Source organism: Streptomyces sp. NPDC002564, from assembly GCF_042889645.1.
In the GTDB taxonomy this organism is placed as follows: Bacteria; Actinomycetota; Actinomycetes; order Streptomycetales; family Streptomycetaceae; genus Streptomyces.
Genome location: NZ_JBIARE010000001.1, coordinates 620,375 through 637,620, shown reverse-complemented (window position 1 = coordinate 637,620; position 17,246 = coordinate 620,375). Strand labels below are relative to the sequence as shown.

The 17,246-nt window shown below is 72.7% G+C and carries 15 protein-coding genes; 5 read left to right on the top strand and 10 right to left on the bottom strand.

Translation table 11 applies throughout. From position 1 onward, the window contains the following. Positions 1-4: 4 nt before the first annotated feature. The 8 genes from ACFYXE_RS02950 to ACFYXE_RS02915 form a co-directional block, all read right to left on the bottom strand. Positions 5-2,698 (bottom strand): SpoIIE family protein phosphatase, encoded by a 2,694-nt coding sequence (locus ACFYXE_RS02950; RefSeq protein WP_389308265.1) that lies wholly within the window; start codon positions 2,696-2,698, stop codon positions 5-7. 173 nt (positions 2,699-2,871) lie between these two features. Beyond that, positions 2,872-3,288, bottom strand: coding sequence for an ATP-binding protein (locus ACFYXE_RS02945; RefSeq protein ID WP_361176861.1), 417 nt, complete (start codon positions 3,286-3,288; stop codon positions 2,872-2,874). Between the two features lie 116 nt (positions 3,289-3,404). After that, positions 3,405-3,863, bottom strand: coding sequence for a (deoxy)nucleoside triphosphate pyrophosphohydrolase (locus tag ACFYXE_RS02940; protein WP_389308262.1), 459 nt, complete (start codon positions 3,861-3,863; stop codon positions 3,405-3,407). 70 nt (positions 3,864-3,933) lie between these two features. Next, a complete protein-coding gene (locus ACFYXE_RS02935) occupies positions 3,934-4,119 on the bottom strand; it encodes an SPOR domain-containing protein (protein WP_361176857.1) in 186 nt (61 codons plus the stop codon). Between the two features lie 217 nt (positions 4,120-4,336). Further along, positions 4,337-6,046 (bottom strand): purine-cytosine permease family protein, encoded by a 1,710-nt coding sequence (locus ACFYXE_RS02930; protein ID WP_389308260.1) that lies wholly within the window; start codon positions 6,044-6,046, stop codon positions 4,337-4,339. A 188-nt stretch (positions 6,047-6,234) separates the two neighbouring features. After that, positions 6,235-6,990: a GntR family transcriptional regulator gene (locus tag ACFYXE_RS02925; RefSeq protein ID WP_361176853.1), complete on the bottom strand. Its 756-nt coding sequence runs from the start codon at positions 6,988-6,990 to the stop codon at positions 6,235-6,237. A gap of 112 nt (positions 6,991-7,102) precedes the next feature. Next, a complete protein-coding gene (locus ACFYXE_RS02920) occupies positions 7,103-8,320 on the bottom strand; it encodes an alpha/beta hydrolase fold domain-containing protein (RefSeq protein WP_389308257.1) in 1,218 nt (405 codons plus the stop codon). Between the two features lie 85 nt (positions 8,321-8,405). Then, positions 8,406-9,782, bottom strand: coding sequence for a DUF4190 domain-containing protein (locus ACFYXE_RS02915; RefSeq protein WP_389308255.1), 1,377 nt, complete (start codon positions 9,780-9,782; stop codon positions 8,406-8,408). Positions 9,783-9,861: 79 nt separating this feature from the next. Between ACFYXE_RS02915 and ACFYXE_RS02910 the strand changes: the two genes are divergently transcribed. Next, the gene (locus ACFYXE_RS02910) at positions 9,862-11,085 is read left to right on the top strand and encodes a serpin family protein (RefSeq protein ID WP_389308253.1); all 1,224 of its coding nucleotides are present in this window, start codon (positions 9,862-9,864) and stop codon (positions 11,083-11,085) included. Positions 11,086-11,141: 56 nt separating this feature from the next. On the opposite strand, the gene ACFYXE_RS02905 is transcribed toward ACFYXE_RS02910, so the two are convergent. Next, positions 11,142-12,716, bottom strand: coding sequence for a S8 family serine peptidase (locus ACFYXE_RS02905; RefSeq protein WP_389308251.1), 1,575 nt, complete (start codon positions 12,714-12,716; stop codon positions 11,142-11,144). A gap of 269 nt (positions 12,717-12,985) precedes the next feature. Between ACFYXE_RS02905 and ACFYXE_RS02900 the strand changes: the two genes are divergently transcribed. Continuing rightward, positions 12,986-14,110 carry a threonine synthase gene (locus ACFYXE_RS02900; protein WP_389308249.1) on the top strand — a complete coding sequence of 375 codons (1,125 nt, stop codon included), beginning with the start codon at positions 12,986-12,988 and terminating at the stop codon, positions 14,108-14,110. A gap of 26 nt (positions 14,111-14,136) precedes the next feature. On the opposite strand, the gene ACFYXE_RS02895 is transcribed toward ACFYXE_RS02900, so the two are convergent. Continuing rightward, a complete protein-coding gene (locus ACFYXE_RS02895) occupies positions 14,137-14,952 on the bottom strand; it encodes a helix-turn-helix domain-containing protein (RefSeq protein WP_389308247.1) in 816 nt (271 codons plus the stop codon). Between the two features lie 299 nt (positions 14,953-15,251). Between ACFYXE_RS02895 and ACFYXE_RS02890 the strand changes: the two genes are divergently transcribed. The 3 genes from ACFYXE_RS02890 (at position 15,252) to ACFYXE_RS02880 (ending at position 17,192) form a co-directional block, all read left to right on the top strand. Further along, positions 15,252-15,923: a DUF4097 family beta strand repeat-containing protein gene (locus ACFYXE_RS02890; protein ID WP_389308245.1), complete on the top strand. Its 672-nt coding sequence runs from the start codon at positions 15,252-15,254 to the stop codon at positions 15,921-15,923. A 115-nt stretch (positions 15,924-16,038) separates the two neighbouring features. Beyond that, a complete protein-coding gene (locus tag ACFYXE_RS02885) occupies positions 16,039-16,923 on the top strand; it encodes a helix-turn-helix transcriptional regulator (protein ID WP_389308243.1) in 885 nt (294 codons plus the stop codon). Next, positions 16,920-17,192, top strand: a complete 273-nt coding sequence (locus tag ACFYXE_RS02880; RefSeq protein WP_389308241.1) for a DUF397 domain-containing protein — start codon at positions 16,920-16,922, stop codon at positions 17,190-17,192. The genes ACFYXE_RS02885 and ACFYXE_RS02880 overlap by 4 nt, the downstream gene beginning before the upstream one ends. Positions 17,193-17,246: the final 54 nt, after the last annotated feature.

Sequence of the window (17,246 nt, the reverse complement as noted above, 5' to 3'; positions counted from 1 at the left end):
CCGGTCAGAACAGGCTGAGCAGCGCCTCCGCCGGGTCCATCGGCTCGGTGTCGCCGTCGGGCAGCGACAGTTCGAACCACACGGTCTTGCCCTGCGGGGTCCTGCGCGAGCCCCACGCGGCGCTGAGCAGGCCGACCAGCTGCAGGCCGCGGCCGCCCTCGTCGGTGTCGCGGGCCCGGCGGCGGCGCGGCTGGACGAAGCCCGCGTCCCACACCTCGCACACCAGGGTGCGGTCGAGCAGCAGCCGCAGCCTGATGTCGCCCTCGCCGTACCGCAGGGCGTTGGTGACGAGCTCGCTGACCAGCAGTTCCGCGGTGTCGCAGAGGCGTTCCAGGTCCCAGGCGCGCAGTTGGGCGCAGGCCAGTTCGCGGGCGCGGCCCACCGACTTGGGGTCGCGCGGCAGCGTCCAGTCGCCGACGTGGCCCGCGGGCAGTCCCTGGACGCGCGCCATCAGGAGCGCGATGTCGTCCTCCCCGTGGTGGGTGTCGAGGGTGCTGAGGACGTGGTCGCAGACGTCCTCCAGGGCGGGCGGGGCGTCGTTCAGGGCGCTGACGAAGGCGTTCAGGCCCTCGTCGAGGGGGTGGTCGCGGGACTCGACGAGGCCGTCGGTGTAGAGCGCGAGCAGGGCGCCCTCGGGGAGTTCGACCTGGACGTCCTCGAAGGGTTCGCCGCCGACGCCGAGCGGCATGCCCGGCGGGACGTCGAGCATCAGCGCGGACTCGCCGGGCTCGACGAGGACGGGCGGCAGGTGCCCGGCGTTGGCGAAGGTGCAGCGGCGGGTGACGGCGTCGTAGACCGCGTACACGCAGGTGGCGAGGTAGACCTCGCTGAGGTCCGCGTCCGCCGCCTTGCGGGCGGCGCGGGTGGACTGCTGGGGTCCGGCGGGGTTGCCGAGCCCGCGGGCGATCTCGTCGAGGGCGGAGAGCACCTCGGCGGGCTCCAGGTCGAGGAGCGCGAGGGTGCGCACGGCGGTGCGCAGCTCGCCCATGGCGACGGCGGCCCGCAGGCCGCGGCCCATGACGTCGCCGACGACCAGGGCGGTGCGGTGGCCGGGCAGTTCGATGACGTCGAACCAGTCGCCGCCGACCTCGGTGGCGGCGTTGCCCGGCAGGTAGCGGCAGGCGATGTCGAGCCCGGAGGCCTCGGGGTCGCCGGGCGGCAGCAGGGACCGTTGCAGTATCAGCGCGCGTTCGTGCTCGCGGCGGTAGAGGCGGGCGTTGTCGATGCAGACCGCGGCGCGCGCGGCCAGTTCGACGGCGAGCGCCCGGTCGCGTTCGCCGAAGGGCTCGCTGCCCTTGGTACGGGAGAACTGGGCGAGGCCGACCACGGTGTCGTGGGCGACCATCGGCACCGCGAGCGTCGACTGGACCAGGCCGCCGGTGCGCCGGCTCGCGGAGTCGTCGTCCTCCCCGGTGACCAGGCGGGGGCGGGCGGCGCGCAGGGCGTCGGCGCAGGGCGAGGTGAACGCGAAGCGGTGCACGGAGCCGACGTCGACGGGGGCGGTGCCGTCCGGAAACGGAGCGTCGGCGACGGCGCTCGCGAAGGCCACCCGGCGCAGTTCCGCGCTTCCGTCGGCCAGTCCCGGCGGGGTCTCGTCGCCGTCGAGCAGGCCTTGGTAGAGGTCGACGGAGGCGAGGTCGCAGAAGCCGGGGACGGCGACGTCGAGGAGTTCGCGGGCGGTGGTCTCCAGGTCGAGGGAGTTGCCGATGCGGGCGCCCGCCTCGTTCAGGAGGGCCAGATTGCGCCGCGCGTGGGCGGCCTCGCGGGCGGCGGCGTGCCTGCGGGTGACGTCGGTGCCGAGGCCGGCGACGCCAATGGGGCGGCCGGAGCCGCTGTGCACGCGGTAGAGGTTGATCGACCAGTGCCTGCGGTCCTTGCCGCCGGGAACCGGGCCCACTATCTGCATGTCCGTCACGGAATCGCCCGTTTCCAGGACCCGCTTCAGGGCGGCGGCCATGCGGTCGGCCTCGTGGCGCGGCAGGTAGTCGTGGACCGTGCGGCCGCGCTGGTCCTCGATGCCGCCGCCGAAGACGTCGGCGAAGCGGCGGTTGGCGCGCTGCACCTTCAGGTCCGTGCCGAACAGCAGGAAACCGAAGGGAGATTGGCCGAATATGGCCTGCGAGGCGGCGAGGTCCGTCTCGATCTGCCGGAGCACCCGGACGTCGACGACGATACAGACCGCGGCCCGCTCCCCGTCCTCCGTCTCGGTCGGCATCACATAGACCTCGGCGAGGCCCTCCAGGCCTCCGGCGCCGTGTCCGGCCCCGGCACCGCCGCCGACCGCAGGGAGCGCGCCCTCGGGCAGCCGGAAGGGGACGACGCCCGTCCACTCCCGCCCGTCGAGGATCTCCGCCATCTTGCGGTGACCGCCGGCGCGCAGCTCGGGCGGCACGAACGCCTCGATGGGGTCCTTGCCCACGGCGTCCCGCGCGGCCACGCCGAACAGGTGCTCGGCGCGGGCGCTCCACTGGTCGACCAGGCCGTCGGCCCCGATCGAGAACGAGGCGACCTTGATGTAGTCGTAGATCGAACCGGGTGGGCTGCGGCGCCACGTCTCGTCGACCGGCAGGTCGCCGGTCGCGTCACCCGTCGCGTCGCCCGGGGCCTCATCGCCCGTCGCGTCGTCCGCGGCCCCGTGGGCCATCGCGTCGCCCGACGGACCGCCGCTCTCCGTCGCCTTCGCTGGTATCTCGCTCACGCGAACCGTCCCCTCCAGCTCACCGCGTCCGGCACCGGTCACCGCATACGGCTGACCGCAGTATCCAGCACTACGGCGCAGCGGCACACGGCGTTCACGATCACAGCACGGACTCGACGCTTTTTGGCCCGCGCCGCCCTTGTGCCGGACGCCTCTCGCACACTGCCAGTCTTCTAACCCGGCAGAGCCAGCTCGAACCACACCGTCTTCCCCGTCCTGCCCGTTCGACCCGGGCGCGTTCCCCAGCGCCGGGAGGAACGGGACACCAGCTGCAGCCCGCGTCCGCCCTCGTCGTCGGGGGCGGCGGTGCGTTCGAGGGGCGGGTCGGGGAGCGGATCGGACACCTCCACGAGGAGGGTCCCGGCGGGGTCCGCGGGGCGTACGAGGCGTACGCCGATGGGCCCGGAGGCATGCCGCAGGGAGTTGGTCACCAACTCGCTCACGAGCAACACGGTGACGTCGCCCAGGGCCGCGAGGCCCCAGTCGGCGAGCTGCTTGCGGACGACGGCGCGCGCCGTGCGGACGGCGCCGGGGTCCGCGGGGAACGCCCACTCGGCGCAGTCGCCTTCGGTGTCGATCACGCCGATCACTTCCAGACCAGTCGCTGAACCTGTCCGGTTTCATGGGGTTAATGGGCACATACCCGATATCCAGGCGGGTTTACCGCGTATCGGGGCGCACTGTGGCACGAACGGCGTAGGCGGAGTCAGTGCGCGGCGCGCGACGAACCCTTCCGCGACGCCGACGCCGCCGATGTCACGGACGCCGCCGATGTCACCGCCCTGACCGCGGGCACGTCCGCGGCCAGCCAGTCCACCGACCAGATCGCGTCCGGGGTGAGCCAGCGCAGCTCGTCGTGGTCCTCCAGGGGGCGGGGCTCGCCCGAGACGAGGCGGGCCGTCCAGACCCGCAGGACAAGGCCCTTGGCGAGCGGCCACTCGCCCGGCACCCGGCCGGTCGGTTCGGCCTCGATGCCCAGTTCCTCGCGGAGCTCGCGCACCAGCGCGTCCTCGCACCGCTCGCCCGGCTCGACCTTGCCGCCGGGCAGCTCCCAGCCGCCGGCCAGCTCGGGGGGCGCGCTGCGCCGTGCGGCGAGCAGGCGTTCGCCGTCGTACAGGGCGGCACCCACCACGATGCGCTCGGCCGCCACGGTGTGTTCGTTCATGTACGGAGCCTAGGGCCTGTGCCGGGCGGGCCGCCGGTGCGGTCCACGGCCGCCCGGGCCGGCCGCCGGATCAGCGGCCGCCGCCGTTCTGGCCCATCCGCTCGACGGAGTAGAGCTGCTTGTGCCCGCGGTCGTCCAGGCTGTCCACGATCTTCTGGGCCTCGGCCCTCGTCGCGTACCGGCCCACGCGATAGCGGTTGCCGTTGCTGTCCTGCCGTATCACCGACCAGGGCAGCACGACCGTGCTGTCATTCATTGCGCCCTCCGCTCGCCACCCCCGGCGCGCCCCACGCCTCGATCAGTAAGGAAACCGCAATCCGCATATGCCCGAGCCTACGCCCGACCTTTACTCAGCGGATACGAGTTTGCACAAAGAGGTACGCGCGAGGTCCGCTATCGGCCACGGCCCCCACGCACCGGGGGGGCGCATCCGCCGGGATGCGCCCCCCTGACCGTGGTGCGTCGCGGACCTGTCAGTCCGGGCGCCGCGTCGGCATCGGCATGAGCACGGGCCCGCTCGGCGGCGAGGTGCGGCAGGCGTCCTCGCAGCCGGCGTCCAGCGAGCAGCACAGGGAGCAGATCGGGCCTGCCTGGACGGGGCAGTCCGCGATGTCGGGCAGTTCGTAGTCGGTGGCGCAGACGCCGCACCGGTGGGTGGCGGTGAGGTCGGCGGCGGCCGGACCGGTCGCGTGCGGGCCGTTCACCGGGTTGGGGCGCGCGAGGTAGTACTTGCCCCGGGTCGCCCAGGCGATCAACGGGCACAGGACGAGGGCGAGTCCGGCCGCGATGAAGGTCGAGAACGCCTCCGCGTACCGCCCGAACAGGCCGGAGAAGGCGAGGATCGAGATCGTCGACGCGATGACCATCGCGCCGAATCCGGCCGGATTCACCGCGTACAGGTAGGCCCGTTTGAACTCGATGTACGGCGGGCTCCAGCCCGCGCGCTTGTTGATGACGAGGTCGGCGGCGACCGCCGTGATCCAGGCGATGCCCACGTTCGAGTAGAAGCCGAGCAGGGTGTTCAGGGCCGCGAACATGTTCATCTCCATCAGCGTCAGCGCGATGGCGAGGTTGAGGAAGATGTACCAGACCCGGCCCGGGTGGCGGTGGGTGACGCGGGAGAAGAAGTTCGACCAGGACAGCGAGCCGCTGTACGCGTTGGTCACGTTGATCTTGACCTGCGAGACGATCACGAACAGGGCGGCGGCGGGCAGCGCGATGGAGCCGAGCCACGGCCGCAGCGCCTCGATCTGCGGGGCGATGGGCTCCAGGGCGTGCGTGGCGCCGACGGCCTCCAGGGCGACGAACGCCAGGAAGGCGCCGCCCAGTTGCTTGGCCGCGCCGATGACGACCCAGCCGGGGCCCGCCGCGAGCACGGCGAGGTTCCAGCGGCGCCGGTTCTGCTCGGTCTTCGCGGGCATGAAGCGCAGGTAGTCGGCCTGCTCGCCGATCTGCGCGATCAGCGAGAGCGCGACGCCCGTGCCGAGCCCGAAGCCGGTCCAGGAGAACGCGCTGCCCGCGCCCTCGGTCCCCCCGAACGACGTGAACGCGCCCCACGCGTCCGGCGCCTCGAAGGCCAGCACGACGAACGGCAGCACCATGCCGATGATCCACACCGGCTGGGTCCAGGCCTGCACCTTGGCCAGCGCGCCCATGCCGCGGAAGACGATCGGGATGACGATCAGCGTCGTGAGGAGATAGCCGATCTCCACCGGGAGCCCGACGGCCTGGTGCATGGCCTGCGCCATGATCGAGCCTTCGAGGGCGAAGAAGATGAAGGTGAACGAGGCGTAGATGAGGGACGTGAGCGTCGACCCGAAATAGCCGAAACCCGCCCCCCTGGTCACCAGGTCCATGTCCAGGCCGTAGGTCGCGCAGGCCCGCGCGACCGGGATGCCGGTCACGAAGATGATCGTGGCGGCGCACAGGATCGAGGCGAGACCGCTGGTGAAGCCGTACGTGAAGACGATGGACGCGCCGATCGCGAAGTCCGCGAGGTAGGCGATGCCGCCGAGCGCGGTGGACGCCACCATGGTGGGCGACCAGCGCCGGAAGGAGTGCGGGGCGTACCGCAGGGAGTAGTCCTCGCGGCTCTCGTCCGCCGCCATCCTGGCGTAACTGCGCTGCGGGGGCGGGCTGTCCGCCCCGCTCCCCGACTCGCGGGTGACCGTCGTCTCCGTCATAGGTCTTCCTGTCGTCCGGCCGGATGCGGGTAGGACGGGGAAGGTAGGAGCCGCAGGTGACGGGGCGGGTCGGCGGGGCGTTGCCCCGGGGTTACGGAACAGGTCCCGCCGTTAACTCGTGATCACGAGGGGCGGACGGGCCCCTCCGGAATCCGGGCGCGCGCCGGCCGACGGGCGGCGCGCGGGGCTCACTTCACGGGCAGGTGGTACGCGATGCGGTAGCGGTCGGCGGGCACCACGACGTCGGCCGTCTCGACCGGGCGGCCCGAGGCGTAGTACGTGCGCTGGACGACGAGGACGACGTGGCCGGGGACGCCGCCGAGCGCCGTGAGCTCCTCGGCGAGGCCGGGGCGGGCGCCGACGTCCTCGGCGACGTTGTCCACGACGACGTCGATGGCGGCCATCCGCTCCACCACCCCGCAGCCGCCGAGGGGCCCTTCCTCGGGAAGCATCACCGGCGTGCGGCCGGTGACGGCGAGGGGCTCCCAGGAGGTGGAGAGCATCATGGCCTCCCCGGCGTCCCGGAAGACGTACCGGGTGCACATCACGCGGTCGCCCGCGCGGATGTCCAGCCGCTCGGCGATCGCGGCGCTCGCCTCGATCTGCTCGCTGCGCGACTCCCAGGTGCCGCGCGCGCCGTCGGCCGCCTGCTCCTGGCGGAACGGGGTCGAACCGCCGTTGACCGCGCGGTAGCCGGTGCGGGCGATCCTGCGCGGGACGGGGCGCTCGCGCACGTACGTGCCGGATCCGGAGCGGCCCTCGACCAGGCCCTCGGCCATCAGGACCTTGCGCGCCTCCAGGGCGACCGTGTCCGACACCCCGTACTCCTCGCGGATTCTGGCCTGCGAGGGGAGTCGGGTGTGCGGCGGCAGCGAACCGTCGACGATCTTCTTGCGGAGATCACCCGCGACACGCAGATACGCCGGCTGTTCACCGAAAGTCACTGGCCACTCCCATCAGGTTGACAGACAGCAACAGCCTGGCAACCGTGGGTTGTTGGCCGCAAGCCAAGGCCAAGGAATCACCCGAAGTGATGATTTCTTCCGGGTCAGGTCTTTACGCAGGGCCTTTCCCCGGATATAGCGATCGACCCAGGGTACTGAGGAAACGTTCAGTCGCCGCCCGTGCGATCTGGCTCCCCCAGCTTCCCCAGTTGACGTCGAAACAGTGATCGGCCCACGGCAGTTCGACGTACGTCGCCGGGGCGTGCACCCCCTTGAGCCGCCGGGCCAGCTCGCGCGCCTGCGCCACCGGCACCGCACGGTCCGCGCTCCCGTGCAGCAGCAGCGTGGGCGGCACGTCGCCGCGCACCAGGCGGGCGGGCGAGCCGAGGCGGTAGCGGGCGGGCGCGGTGGCCGCCGAACCGCCCATCAGGTGCGGGATCATGGGGTCGCGGCGCAGCGCGGTCCCGGCGATCAGGCGCCCCATGTCGGTGGGCCCGTAGAGCGAGACGACGCCCGCCACCGAGCTGTCGCGCACGGCGCAGGACGACGGGACCCGGCCGTCGCCCTCGGTGTAGGCGGCGGCGAGCGCGAGGTTGCCGCCCGCCGAACTGCCCGCGAGCAGCAGGCGGTCGGGGTCGATGCCGTACGCGCGCGCGTGGCGCCGCACCCAGCCGACCGCGCACTTCACGTCGCCGATCTGGTCGAGCTGGGTGGCCCGTGGCGCGAGACGGTAGTCGATGTCGAAGACCGACCAGCCCCGCGCGTTGAACCACCGGTTCCACTCGGGGGTCTGGCTGCGGTGCCCCTTGTTCCAGCCGCCGCCGTGCACCCAGACGACGGCGGGGCGCCGGACCGCCTGCCGCTTGGGCAGCGCCCACAGGTCGAGGCGGAGCTTCTGGCGTGTGCGCGGGGACGCCCCGTGGGCGCCGCCCACGCGCGCGTAGGTGAGGGTGCGGGCGCGGTCGGGCACCTTGGCGTAGTTGACGCCGTCGAAGTAGCGCGCGGCCGCGAGCCGTTGCCCTTGGCGCTCCGCGGTGCCGTAGGCGGCGGCGTACGGCATCACTCCGTAGACGAGGGCCGCGAAGGAGGCGAGCGCGGCGAGCCCCGCGCACCAGGGGTGCCGCCCGCCGCCGAGCGCGGCGGCCAGCAGCCCGAGCAGCCCCGGCAGCAGGAGCACGAGCCCCCAGGAGGTGATCGCGGCCGCGACGAGCACCAGGAGCGGGACGCGGGGCAGCGGGGCGGCGACGAGGACGGCGAGGGCCGCGTTCAGGAGGCCGGCACCGAGGAGCAGGACCCGGGCCACGGCGGGCGGCGGCACGACGGACGTCACACCGAAGAACTATCACAGAAGCGGACAAAATCCCCTTAGGGGGTGCGGTGTGCGCAGGCCGCCCCGCACGCAGCACCGGGGCGGCTCACACCGCGGCGCTCCCCTCGCCCCCGGTACCGCGCCCGGTACCGCGCTCCTCCCCGTGCCCCTCTCCGTGCCCCTCGTCGAGCCCGGAGCCGGGGCCGTCGCCGGGGGTCGCGTCGCGCGGCGAAGTCGTCGCCAGGCCGAGGGACTTGCGGGCCGCGACCGCCTTCTTGTCGCCGAGGCCCCGCAGGCCCGCCACGTAGTGGTCGTAGTAGCTGTCGGCGTCGGCCGACCCGGCGGCCTTCGCCCACTGTGCGCGGCCCCGGTCGAGCTCGGCGGCGAGCGCGGCGACGGACGGCCGCGCGGGCGCGGGCCAGGTGTGCGCGCGCAGCTGCCGCGCCCGTTCGGCGAGGCCCTTGTCGACGCGGGCCGCCCACTTCTTGTGCCCGTCGAGGTCGTCCTCGACCAGCTCCTCCGCGGGCTGCGTGCCGTACGCCTTCTCGAAGGCCCGGTCGGCCTTGAGGTAGGCGAGCTGGTGGGCGTCGAGGGTGGTGGCGTCGCGGCGCAGGGAGCCCTTGAGCGGGTGCCCGGGGTCGGCGGCGCCGAAGAGGCAGGTGACGTGGCGGTCGCCCCGGCGCCAGGTGCTCCGGTCCGGCACGAAGTAGTAGATCTCGGCGTCGCCGGGGTCCGCCCAGCTGTCCATGACGTACGCGGAGCGCTGGGCGGCGCACTTGGTCTCGGCGAGCCCGACGAGCGCGTCGTCGCCCGGGTAGCGCGTGTGGTCGACCCGGAACGACGCGAAGACCTCGCCGTCGTGGCGCCCGGCGCAGGGCACCTCGTCGACCTGGAAGGCGTACTCCATGGAGTCGAGGGCGCCGTCGGGCGCGTCGAAGCAGCCGCCCTTGGCGACCGGGAAGGCCCCGGCGTTCGCCCGGGCGTCGCGGGCCGCCTCGCGCATGCCCTCGACGACGTCGCGGGCGCCGCCCGTGACGACCGCGAGGACGAGCAGCAGGACGCCGACGACGGAGACGACGCTGCCCGCGATCGCCAGGCCCTTGCCGCGCTCGCCCTTGCGCTTGATCTGCGCGAGGGCGATCAGCCCGAAGACCAGGCCGACGGCGGGCAGGAAGCAGAGGATGCCGAGGACCAGGGAGACGATCGCGAAGCCGTTGACCGGCGGCCGGGAGTACGGGGAGTAAGAACCGGGCCACCGCTGATACGGGACGGCCCCGGGCACCCCCGGCTGCCCGTACGGGCCCTGCAGGCCCTGCAAGCCCTGCTGCTGCCCGCCCTGCCCGTACGCGCCCTGCTGATGCCCGCCCCGCCCGTACGCGCCCTGCTCCCCGCCCTGCCCGTACGGGCCCTGCCGACCGCCCTGTCGCCCCTGCGGTTCCGGTGGGGGCGGGGCGTACGGGTCCGGGGGCGGCGGTATGTCCACGGGGGCACAACTCCTGGATTCGGGGCGAGCGATGCGGAAGGCTTGGCGCATCGTAATCGGGGGCGGGAGCGAATCGGCAATGCGGCGCCAAACCTCTCCATCTCGGACAGTGGTCCGGGCCGTCAACCGGCTGACCTCCCGGTGGGCCGGGACGGCCTCCGCCGGGCGGGGCACCGTCCTCTCCGCGGCCGGCGTCTGGCCCCTGCTGGCCCTCCTGGCGGACGGCGCGGACGGCGCGGCGCGCGCCGAACTCGCGGACGCGGTGGGGATGTCCGCGGACGAGACGGCGGGGGCGGCGCGGGAGTTGCTGGCCGCGCTGGACTCGATGCGCGGGGTGGACGCGGCGCTCGGGCTGTGGACGCGGCGCACGCTGACGCTGCGGGACGCCTGGCGCGAAGGCGTGCCGGCCGGGGCGCTCGGGGTGCTGACCGGCGACCCGGCGGCGGACGCGGCGGCCCTCGACGCGTGGGCGGCCGAGCGGACGGGCGGGCAGATCGAGCGGATGCCGGAGCACCCGGACGAGGGGACCGAGTTCGTCCTGGCGAGCGCGCTGGCCCTGCGTACGGACTGGTTCCAGCCGTTCGGCGAATCCGTGATGACGCCCGGGGCGGGGCCGTGGCGGGACCGCGACGTGGCGTCCCTGCACCGCTCGACGTCCCTCCTCGACCGCGTGGGGGTCGCGCACTCCCCCGCCGGAGCCGTCACCGGGCTGAAGGTGCTCGGCACCACCGGGATCGACGTCCATCTGCTGCTCGGCGAGGACTCCATGGGCCCCGGGGAGGTGCTGGGCGCGGGCGTGGACGTGCTCGCGCGCAGGCTGCCGGTGGCGCCGGGGCCTCAGCTGCCGTACGGGCACGTGGGTCCCGGACTGGAGGTCCGCAGGGAGCGTTCCGTGGTCCCGCGGCCGCCGGAGCTGTACGTACGGACGGTGCCGTTCACGCTGAGCGCGCAGCACGACCTGACGGAACGGCACGCGCTGTTCGGCCTCACCTCCGCGCTGGACGGCTCGCGCGGCCACTTCCCGGGGGTGGCCGCCGAGGAGCTGGCCGTGCGGCGGGCGGCCCAGTCGGCGACGGCGACGTTCGGGGCGCTCGGCTTCCGGGCGGCGGCCGTCACGCCGGTCATGGGCGTGGCCGCCGGGGTCCCCGAGGAGCGGTACGTCACCACCGAGGTGGGCGTCACCTTCGACCGCCCCTTCGGCTTCCTCGCCGTGCACCGCACGTCGCGCCTGGTCCTCGCGGCGGGCTGGGTCACCGACCCGGAGCCCTTCCGCGAGGACGAGGACGCGCACGTACCGGAGTGACTCCGCTCAGTGCCTGCGGCGCGGGACCGGCCGGCGGTCCGGAACCGGTCGGCGGCCTAGAACTGGAGACCCCACGAGTCGATCTTCCCGGTGTCCTGGGCCGCGTTGTCGCTGACCCGGAGCTTCCACGTGCCGTTGGCGACCTCCGAGGAGGCGTTCACGGTGTACGTGGTGTTGATGTTGTCCGTGCTGCCGCCCGTGCCGTAGCCCTTGAGCGTGTACGCCGTGCCGTCCGGCGCGATCAGCTGGACCTGGAGGTCGCCGATGTACGTGTGCTGGATGACGACGGGGACGGACAGGGACGCGGGCGCGTTGCCCGTGACGCCGGTGACGGCGATCGGCGACTCGGCCGTGGCGTTGTCGTTGATCGCGTAGTCGGTGGTGTTGCTGAACGACTTGCCGGGCGGGTTCGTCGTGCCGCCGGTGACGTTCAGGAGCCGGTTGGGCGAGCCGGTGCCGGGGCTGCCGACGACGCCGGTCGAGGAGGCGCTGACCAGGGCCGCGGACACCTGCGCCGGGGTCGAGCCGGGGTTCTGGCCCAGGTAGATCGCCGCCGCGCCCGCGACGTGCGGGGAGGCCATCGACGTGCCGGAGATGGTGTTCGTGGCGCTGTCGCTGGTGTTCCACGTCGAGGTGATCGAGGAGCCCGGGGCGAAGATGTCGAGGATGCTGCCGTAGTTCGAGTAGCTGGCCCGCGCGTCGGTGTTGGTCGTGGCACCGACGGTGATGGCCTCCGCCACGCGCGCGGGCGACTTGGTCGACGCGTCGGTCGACTCGTTGCCCGCCGCCACGGCGTAGGTGATGCCGGACGCGACGGAGTTGCGGACGGCCGTGTCGAGGGCGCTGTCGGCGCCGCCGCCGAGCGACATGTTGGCGACCGCGGGCTTGACGGCGTTCCGGGTCACCCAGTCGATGCCGGCGACGACCTGCGCGGTGGTGCCCGAGCCCTGGTTGTTCAGGACGCGGACGCCGACGATCTTGGCCTTCTTGGCGACGCCGTGCAGCGTGCCCGCGACCGTACCGGCGACGTGCGTGCCGTGGCCGTGCCCGTCCTGCGCGGTGTTGTCGTTGTCGATGGCGTCGTAGCCGTAGGAGGCACGGCCGCCGAAGTCGCTGTGGCTGATGCGCACACCGGTGTCGATGACGTACGCGGTGACGCCCTCGCCCGCGGAGTCCGGGTAGGTGTACTTCTGGTCCAGCGGCAGGTTCTTCTGGTCGATGCGGTCCAGACCCCAGGACGGCGGGTTGTTCTGGGTGGCGGAGGCGGTGAAGGTCCGGTTCTGGACGACCGCGTCGACCGCCGGGTCGGCGGCGAACCTCTTCGCGGCGGCCTCGGAGAGCCGGACCTCGTACCCGTTCAGCGCCTTGTCGTAGGTCCGCTCGATCGTGGCGCCGTACTCCTTGGCGAGCGCCTTGCCCGCGGCGGAACGGGCCTTGGGCGCACCCTTGTCGAGGCTCACGATGTAGCTGTTCTTGATCGTCCCGGGCGCGCCGGCGTTCTCGATCGTGCCCGCCGCCCGGTCCGGCCGCGCGGTCGCCGGGAGGGCGGATACGACGCCGAGGGTGAGAGCCGCGACCGCTGTCGCGCTGATCCCGGCCAGTCTTCGGCGGTGGTGACGCGTCACTGCCATCTGAGGGGTCCTCCTCAATAGGTGGTGCGCTGGTGGGGGATTGGTGCCGTGGTGCCCACACTCGCGGAGACATAAGACAGGGGCATGTCAAGACGACAGGCCGGTTCTTGACTCCGTCCGGACGAAAGATTGGCGGATCCATAGGAATCCCACAAGGGCCAGGATCGGACGTAACACGACCGCCACGCACCTGCCATGACACACCCTCACCAACCGCCACAGACCTCTCGTACCCCTCCGTCACCAGTGGCCACAACTAGCCTGCCCGCATGACATATGCGACCGACACGAGCGCCCTGCCCGACCGCTTCTGCCCGGCCGACGGGACGCGCGTCGCCGCGGTCTCGCCCGCCTGGTCGTGCCCGGCCTGCCGCGGCCCGCTCGACCTGGACTTCTCCCCCACGCCCGCACCGCTCGACAAGCTGTCCGGGCGGGTCAACTCCCTGTGGCGGTACGCGGAATGCCTGCCGCTCCCGGCCCCCGCGATCTCCCTCGGCGAGGGCCGCACGCCCGTCGTGGAGCTGGAGGGGCGGATCTCGGCCAAGCTGGACTTCCTGATGCCCACGCTGTCCTTCAAGGACCGGGGCGCCGTCATGCTCGCCGCCCTCGCCCTGCGCCTGGGCCCCGACCGGGTGATCGCCGACAGCAGCGGCAACGCGGGCACGGCGGTCGCCGCGTACTGCGCGCGGGCCGGGCTCGACTGCACGGTGTACGTGCCCGCAGGGACGTCGCCGAAGAAGCTGGAGCAGATCGGCGCGCACGGGGCGCGCGTCGACGTCGTCGACGGCGACCGCGAGTCGGCGGCGTCGGCGGCCCGCGCGGCGGCGGACGAGCCGGGCACGTTCTACGCCTCGCACGTCCACAACCCCTACTTCCTGCACGGCACGAAGACGTACGTCCACGAGCTGTGGGAGGACCTCGGGGGCCGCCTGCCCGAGGCGCTGGTCGTCCCGGTCGGCAACGGCACGCTGCTGCTCGGCGCGCAGCTCGCGGTCCGCGAGCTCCACGCGGCCGGACTCATCGCCCGGCGCCCCGCGCTGTACGCGGTGCAGTCGGCGGCGGTCGCCCCGCTGGCCGGGGCGTGGCGGGCCGGCGCGGACGACCTCGTGGGCGAGACCCCGATGGCGCCCACGCACGCGGAGGGCATCGCGATCCCGCGCCCGCCGCGGGCCCGGCAGATCCTCCGGGCGGTACGGGAGTCGGGGGGCGCGTTCCTGACGGTGACGGAGGAACAGATCGCCTCGGCACAGGCGGACTTGACGGGCCGCGGGCTGTACGTCGAGTCGACGGGGGTGGCCTGCTGGGCGGCGGTGCGGGAGGGGGCGCTCGACGGACGGACGGGGGTCGTGCCGCTGTGCGGGGCGGGGGTCAAGACGGGGATGGCGGGGGGATAGGGGTCGGAGGGGCGCCCCGGGGTGGGCTAGTTCGGGGGTGCGGGGTCACCCGGGGGCGGGCCGTCGTCCGAGGGTGAGGGGCGGTCCGAGGGTGAGGGGTGGTCCGAGGGCGGGCCGTCGTCCGGGGTCGGCTGTGGCTTCGCGTGGAGGATGTCGCGGGCCTGCTCCGCCGCGCGGGCGATGGACTCGGAGACGAAGTCGAGGAAGCGGGCGACGTTTTCGAGGCGGGCGGCGGCCGGGGTGCCGGGGCCGAGCACGCCGACGCCCTGCCGTGCCGTCTCGACCAGGTGGGCGGTGGAGCGGGCGCTGGCCATCATCGACCGGTACCAGATGTCGTCGTCGACGACATACCGCTCGCGCCTGCGGTCGTCGCGCTCCCGCCGCACGAGGCCCTGCTCGTCCAGGAACGCGATGGCCTTGGAGACGGACGCCGGGCTGACCTGGAGGCGCTGGACCAGCTCGGACGCGGTGAGGCTGCCGGTGTCGGTGAGGGTGAGGCACGCCATCACCCGGGCCATCATCTTGGCCATGCCGGACTGCATGAGGACGGTGGTGAACACCTCCTCGTACGCCCGTACCGCGTCCGGGTCGCGCCCGTGGTCCGGCGCGGGTGTCCGCGTGGCCCGGGGCGCGGACTGCTTGCGGCGGTGCGCCCGGTGCTCGGTGGCGCGGTGGGCGAGGTCGGCCCGGTAGGCGGTGGGGCCGCCGTTGCGCATCACCTCGCGGGTGATCGTCGAGGTGGGGCGGTCGAGGCGGCGGGCGATCTCGGCGTAGGCGTGACCGTCGGCCAGGCCGAGAGCGATCTGCTGGCGTTCCTGCTGGGTGAGTCTGCCTCCCGGCATGGGGGGCTCCCTTTCAACGTGGGTCCTAGTGGTCCCAGAGTAGCGTTCAGTCGCATCTCATTGCAACGACTGGACGGTCTCCGTTGCGTTAGATTCTGAACCATTGCAACGAAATTGCCACTCTGAGCTGCGCTTATCAGCTCCGCGCGCAACGATGTCGTTGCCAGAGTGGTGAACGCAACGTAGCGTTTCACCTGTCGGAAACGGAGCCCGCCAGAGGGTGGCGGACCCCGCAGACGCACAGGCACAGGCACAGCAGGCACACCCCGGATTACGGACTACGGATCAAGGAGCACGCCATGCAGAAGTTCGACACCCCCTCCCCCGTCGCGACCGTCCTCGACATCCCCGCCGGCCTCATCCGTTTCATCGCCGCCGACCGGGCCGACACCACCGTCGAGGTCCGCCCCGCGAACGCCTCCAGCGGCGCCGACGCGAAGGCGGCCGAGCGGATCGAGGTCGCCTACGCCGACGGCGTCCTGCGGATCGCGGCCCCCGCCGCGAAGAGCCGGGTCCTCGGCTCGTCCGGCTCCGTGGAGGTGACGGTCCAGGTGCCCGCCGGGTCCCGCGTCGAGGCGAAGGCCGCGAGCGCCGAGTTCCGGGGCGTCGGCCGGCTCGGTGACGTCGCCTTCGAGGGCGCGCAGGCCACCGTCAAGATCGACGAGTCCGAGCACACCGTGCTCTCCGTGCTCGCCGGTGACGTCTCGGTCGGACGCCTGGGCGGCCCCGCCGAGATCACCACGCAGAAGGGCGACATCCGCGTCGGCGAGGCCGTGCACGGCACCGTCCGGCTCAACACCCTGCACGGCGAGATCTCGGTCGGTGCGGCGCGGGGGGTCTCCGCGTCGCTGGACGCGGGCACCTCGTACGGCCGCGTGAACAACTCGCTCCGGAACGCGGAGGGCGCGGACGCGCCGCTGAAGATCCACGCGACCACCGCGTACGGCGACGTGACCGCGCACAGCCGGTAGTCCGGCCCTTTGTCCCGCGGCTGTCCCGCGTTGTCCAGGCTGTCCCGGCTACCCAGCGTGACGTCTGGGTAGCCCTGTACGCGGGTGTTTGACGGTACGTCGGAGGTGGGCGCACATGAGTGCGGACGGTGGCGGGGCGGAGCGCAGGGACGCATCGGCGGACGAGATCGACGAGTCCGGCTGGGACGTGGACCCGAGCGACGAGATCGCCTCGGTGGTCGAGGCGCTGGGCCATCAGCAGAAACGCTGGCGGGAGGCGGCGGGCCTGCGCGTCCCCGACTTCGCCGAGGCGATGGGCTACGGCGAGGACCAGGTGCGGAAGGTGGAGCGCGGGGCGCGCATCCCCCGCCCGGAGTACCTCCAGCGGGCGGACGAGATCCTCGGGGCACGGGGGTTCATCGCGTCGATGAAGGAGGAGCTGGCCAAGGCGCAGTACCCGAAGAAGGTGAGGGAGCTGGCCAAGCTCGAAGGCAGGGCGGTGGAGCTGTCGCTGTACAGCGATCGGAACATCCATGGGTTGTTGCAGACGGAGGAGTACGCGCGGGCGTTGCTCGGCACGTATCGCCCCTGCCTGTCCCCGGTCGAGCTGGAGCGGGCAGTGGACGCCCGCATGGCTCGTCAGTCGATCTACGACCGGACGCCGGCTCCCGATATCGGCTTCATCCAGGAAGAGGCGACGCTGCGCAGGCCGGTCGGTGGGAAGATGGCGATGCACCGACAGCTTGAGAAGCTTCTGGAGGTGGGCAGGTTGCAGCATGTCGACCTCCAAGTAATGCCGATGTCGCGATGGAACCACCCAGGGGTCGGCGGCAAGATTCAGATGCTGAAGTTCGCTGATGGCACAGGGGTTGGCCGCTCCGACGGTGCGTTCAACGGCCGCCCAGTGTCCGACCTCCGGCAACTCCGGATCCTGGAGCTGCGCTATGGAATCATCCGGGCACGGGCGCTCCCGCCGGAGGAGACGCTGCCCTTCATCGAAAGAATGCTGGGAGAGACATGATCCGCACGCACTCTGCCGGGGACACGTCCGAGCTGGAGTGGTTCAAGAGCAGTTACAGCGACAGCAACGACCCCAACGACTGCGTAGAGGTCGCCCTGCGCTGGCGGAAGAGCAGCTACAGCGACAGCAGCGACCCCAACGACTGCGTGGAGATCGCCACCTGCCCCGACACCGTCCACATCCGCGATTCCAAGAACGTCCCGGGACCCCAGCTCGCCGTCCCGTCGGCCGCCTGGTCCCTCTTCGTGGCGTACGCGTCGCAGCGCTGACCCCTCGCCCCCTCCCCCGGCGCCGCATAACCGACCCCTCGGCCAAAGGCCATA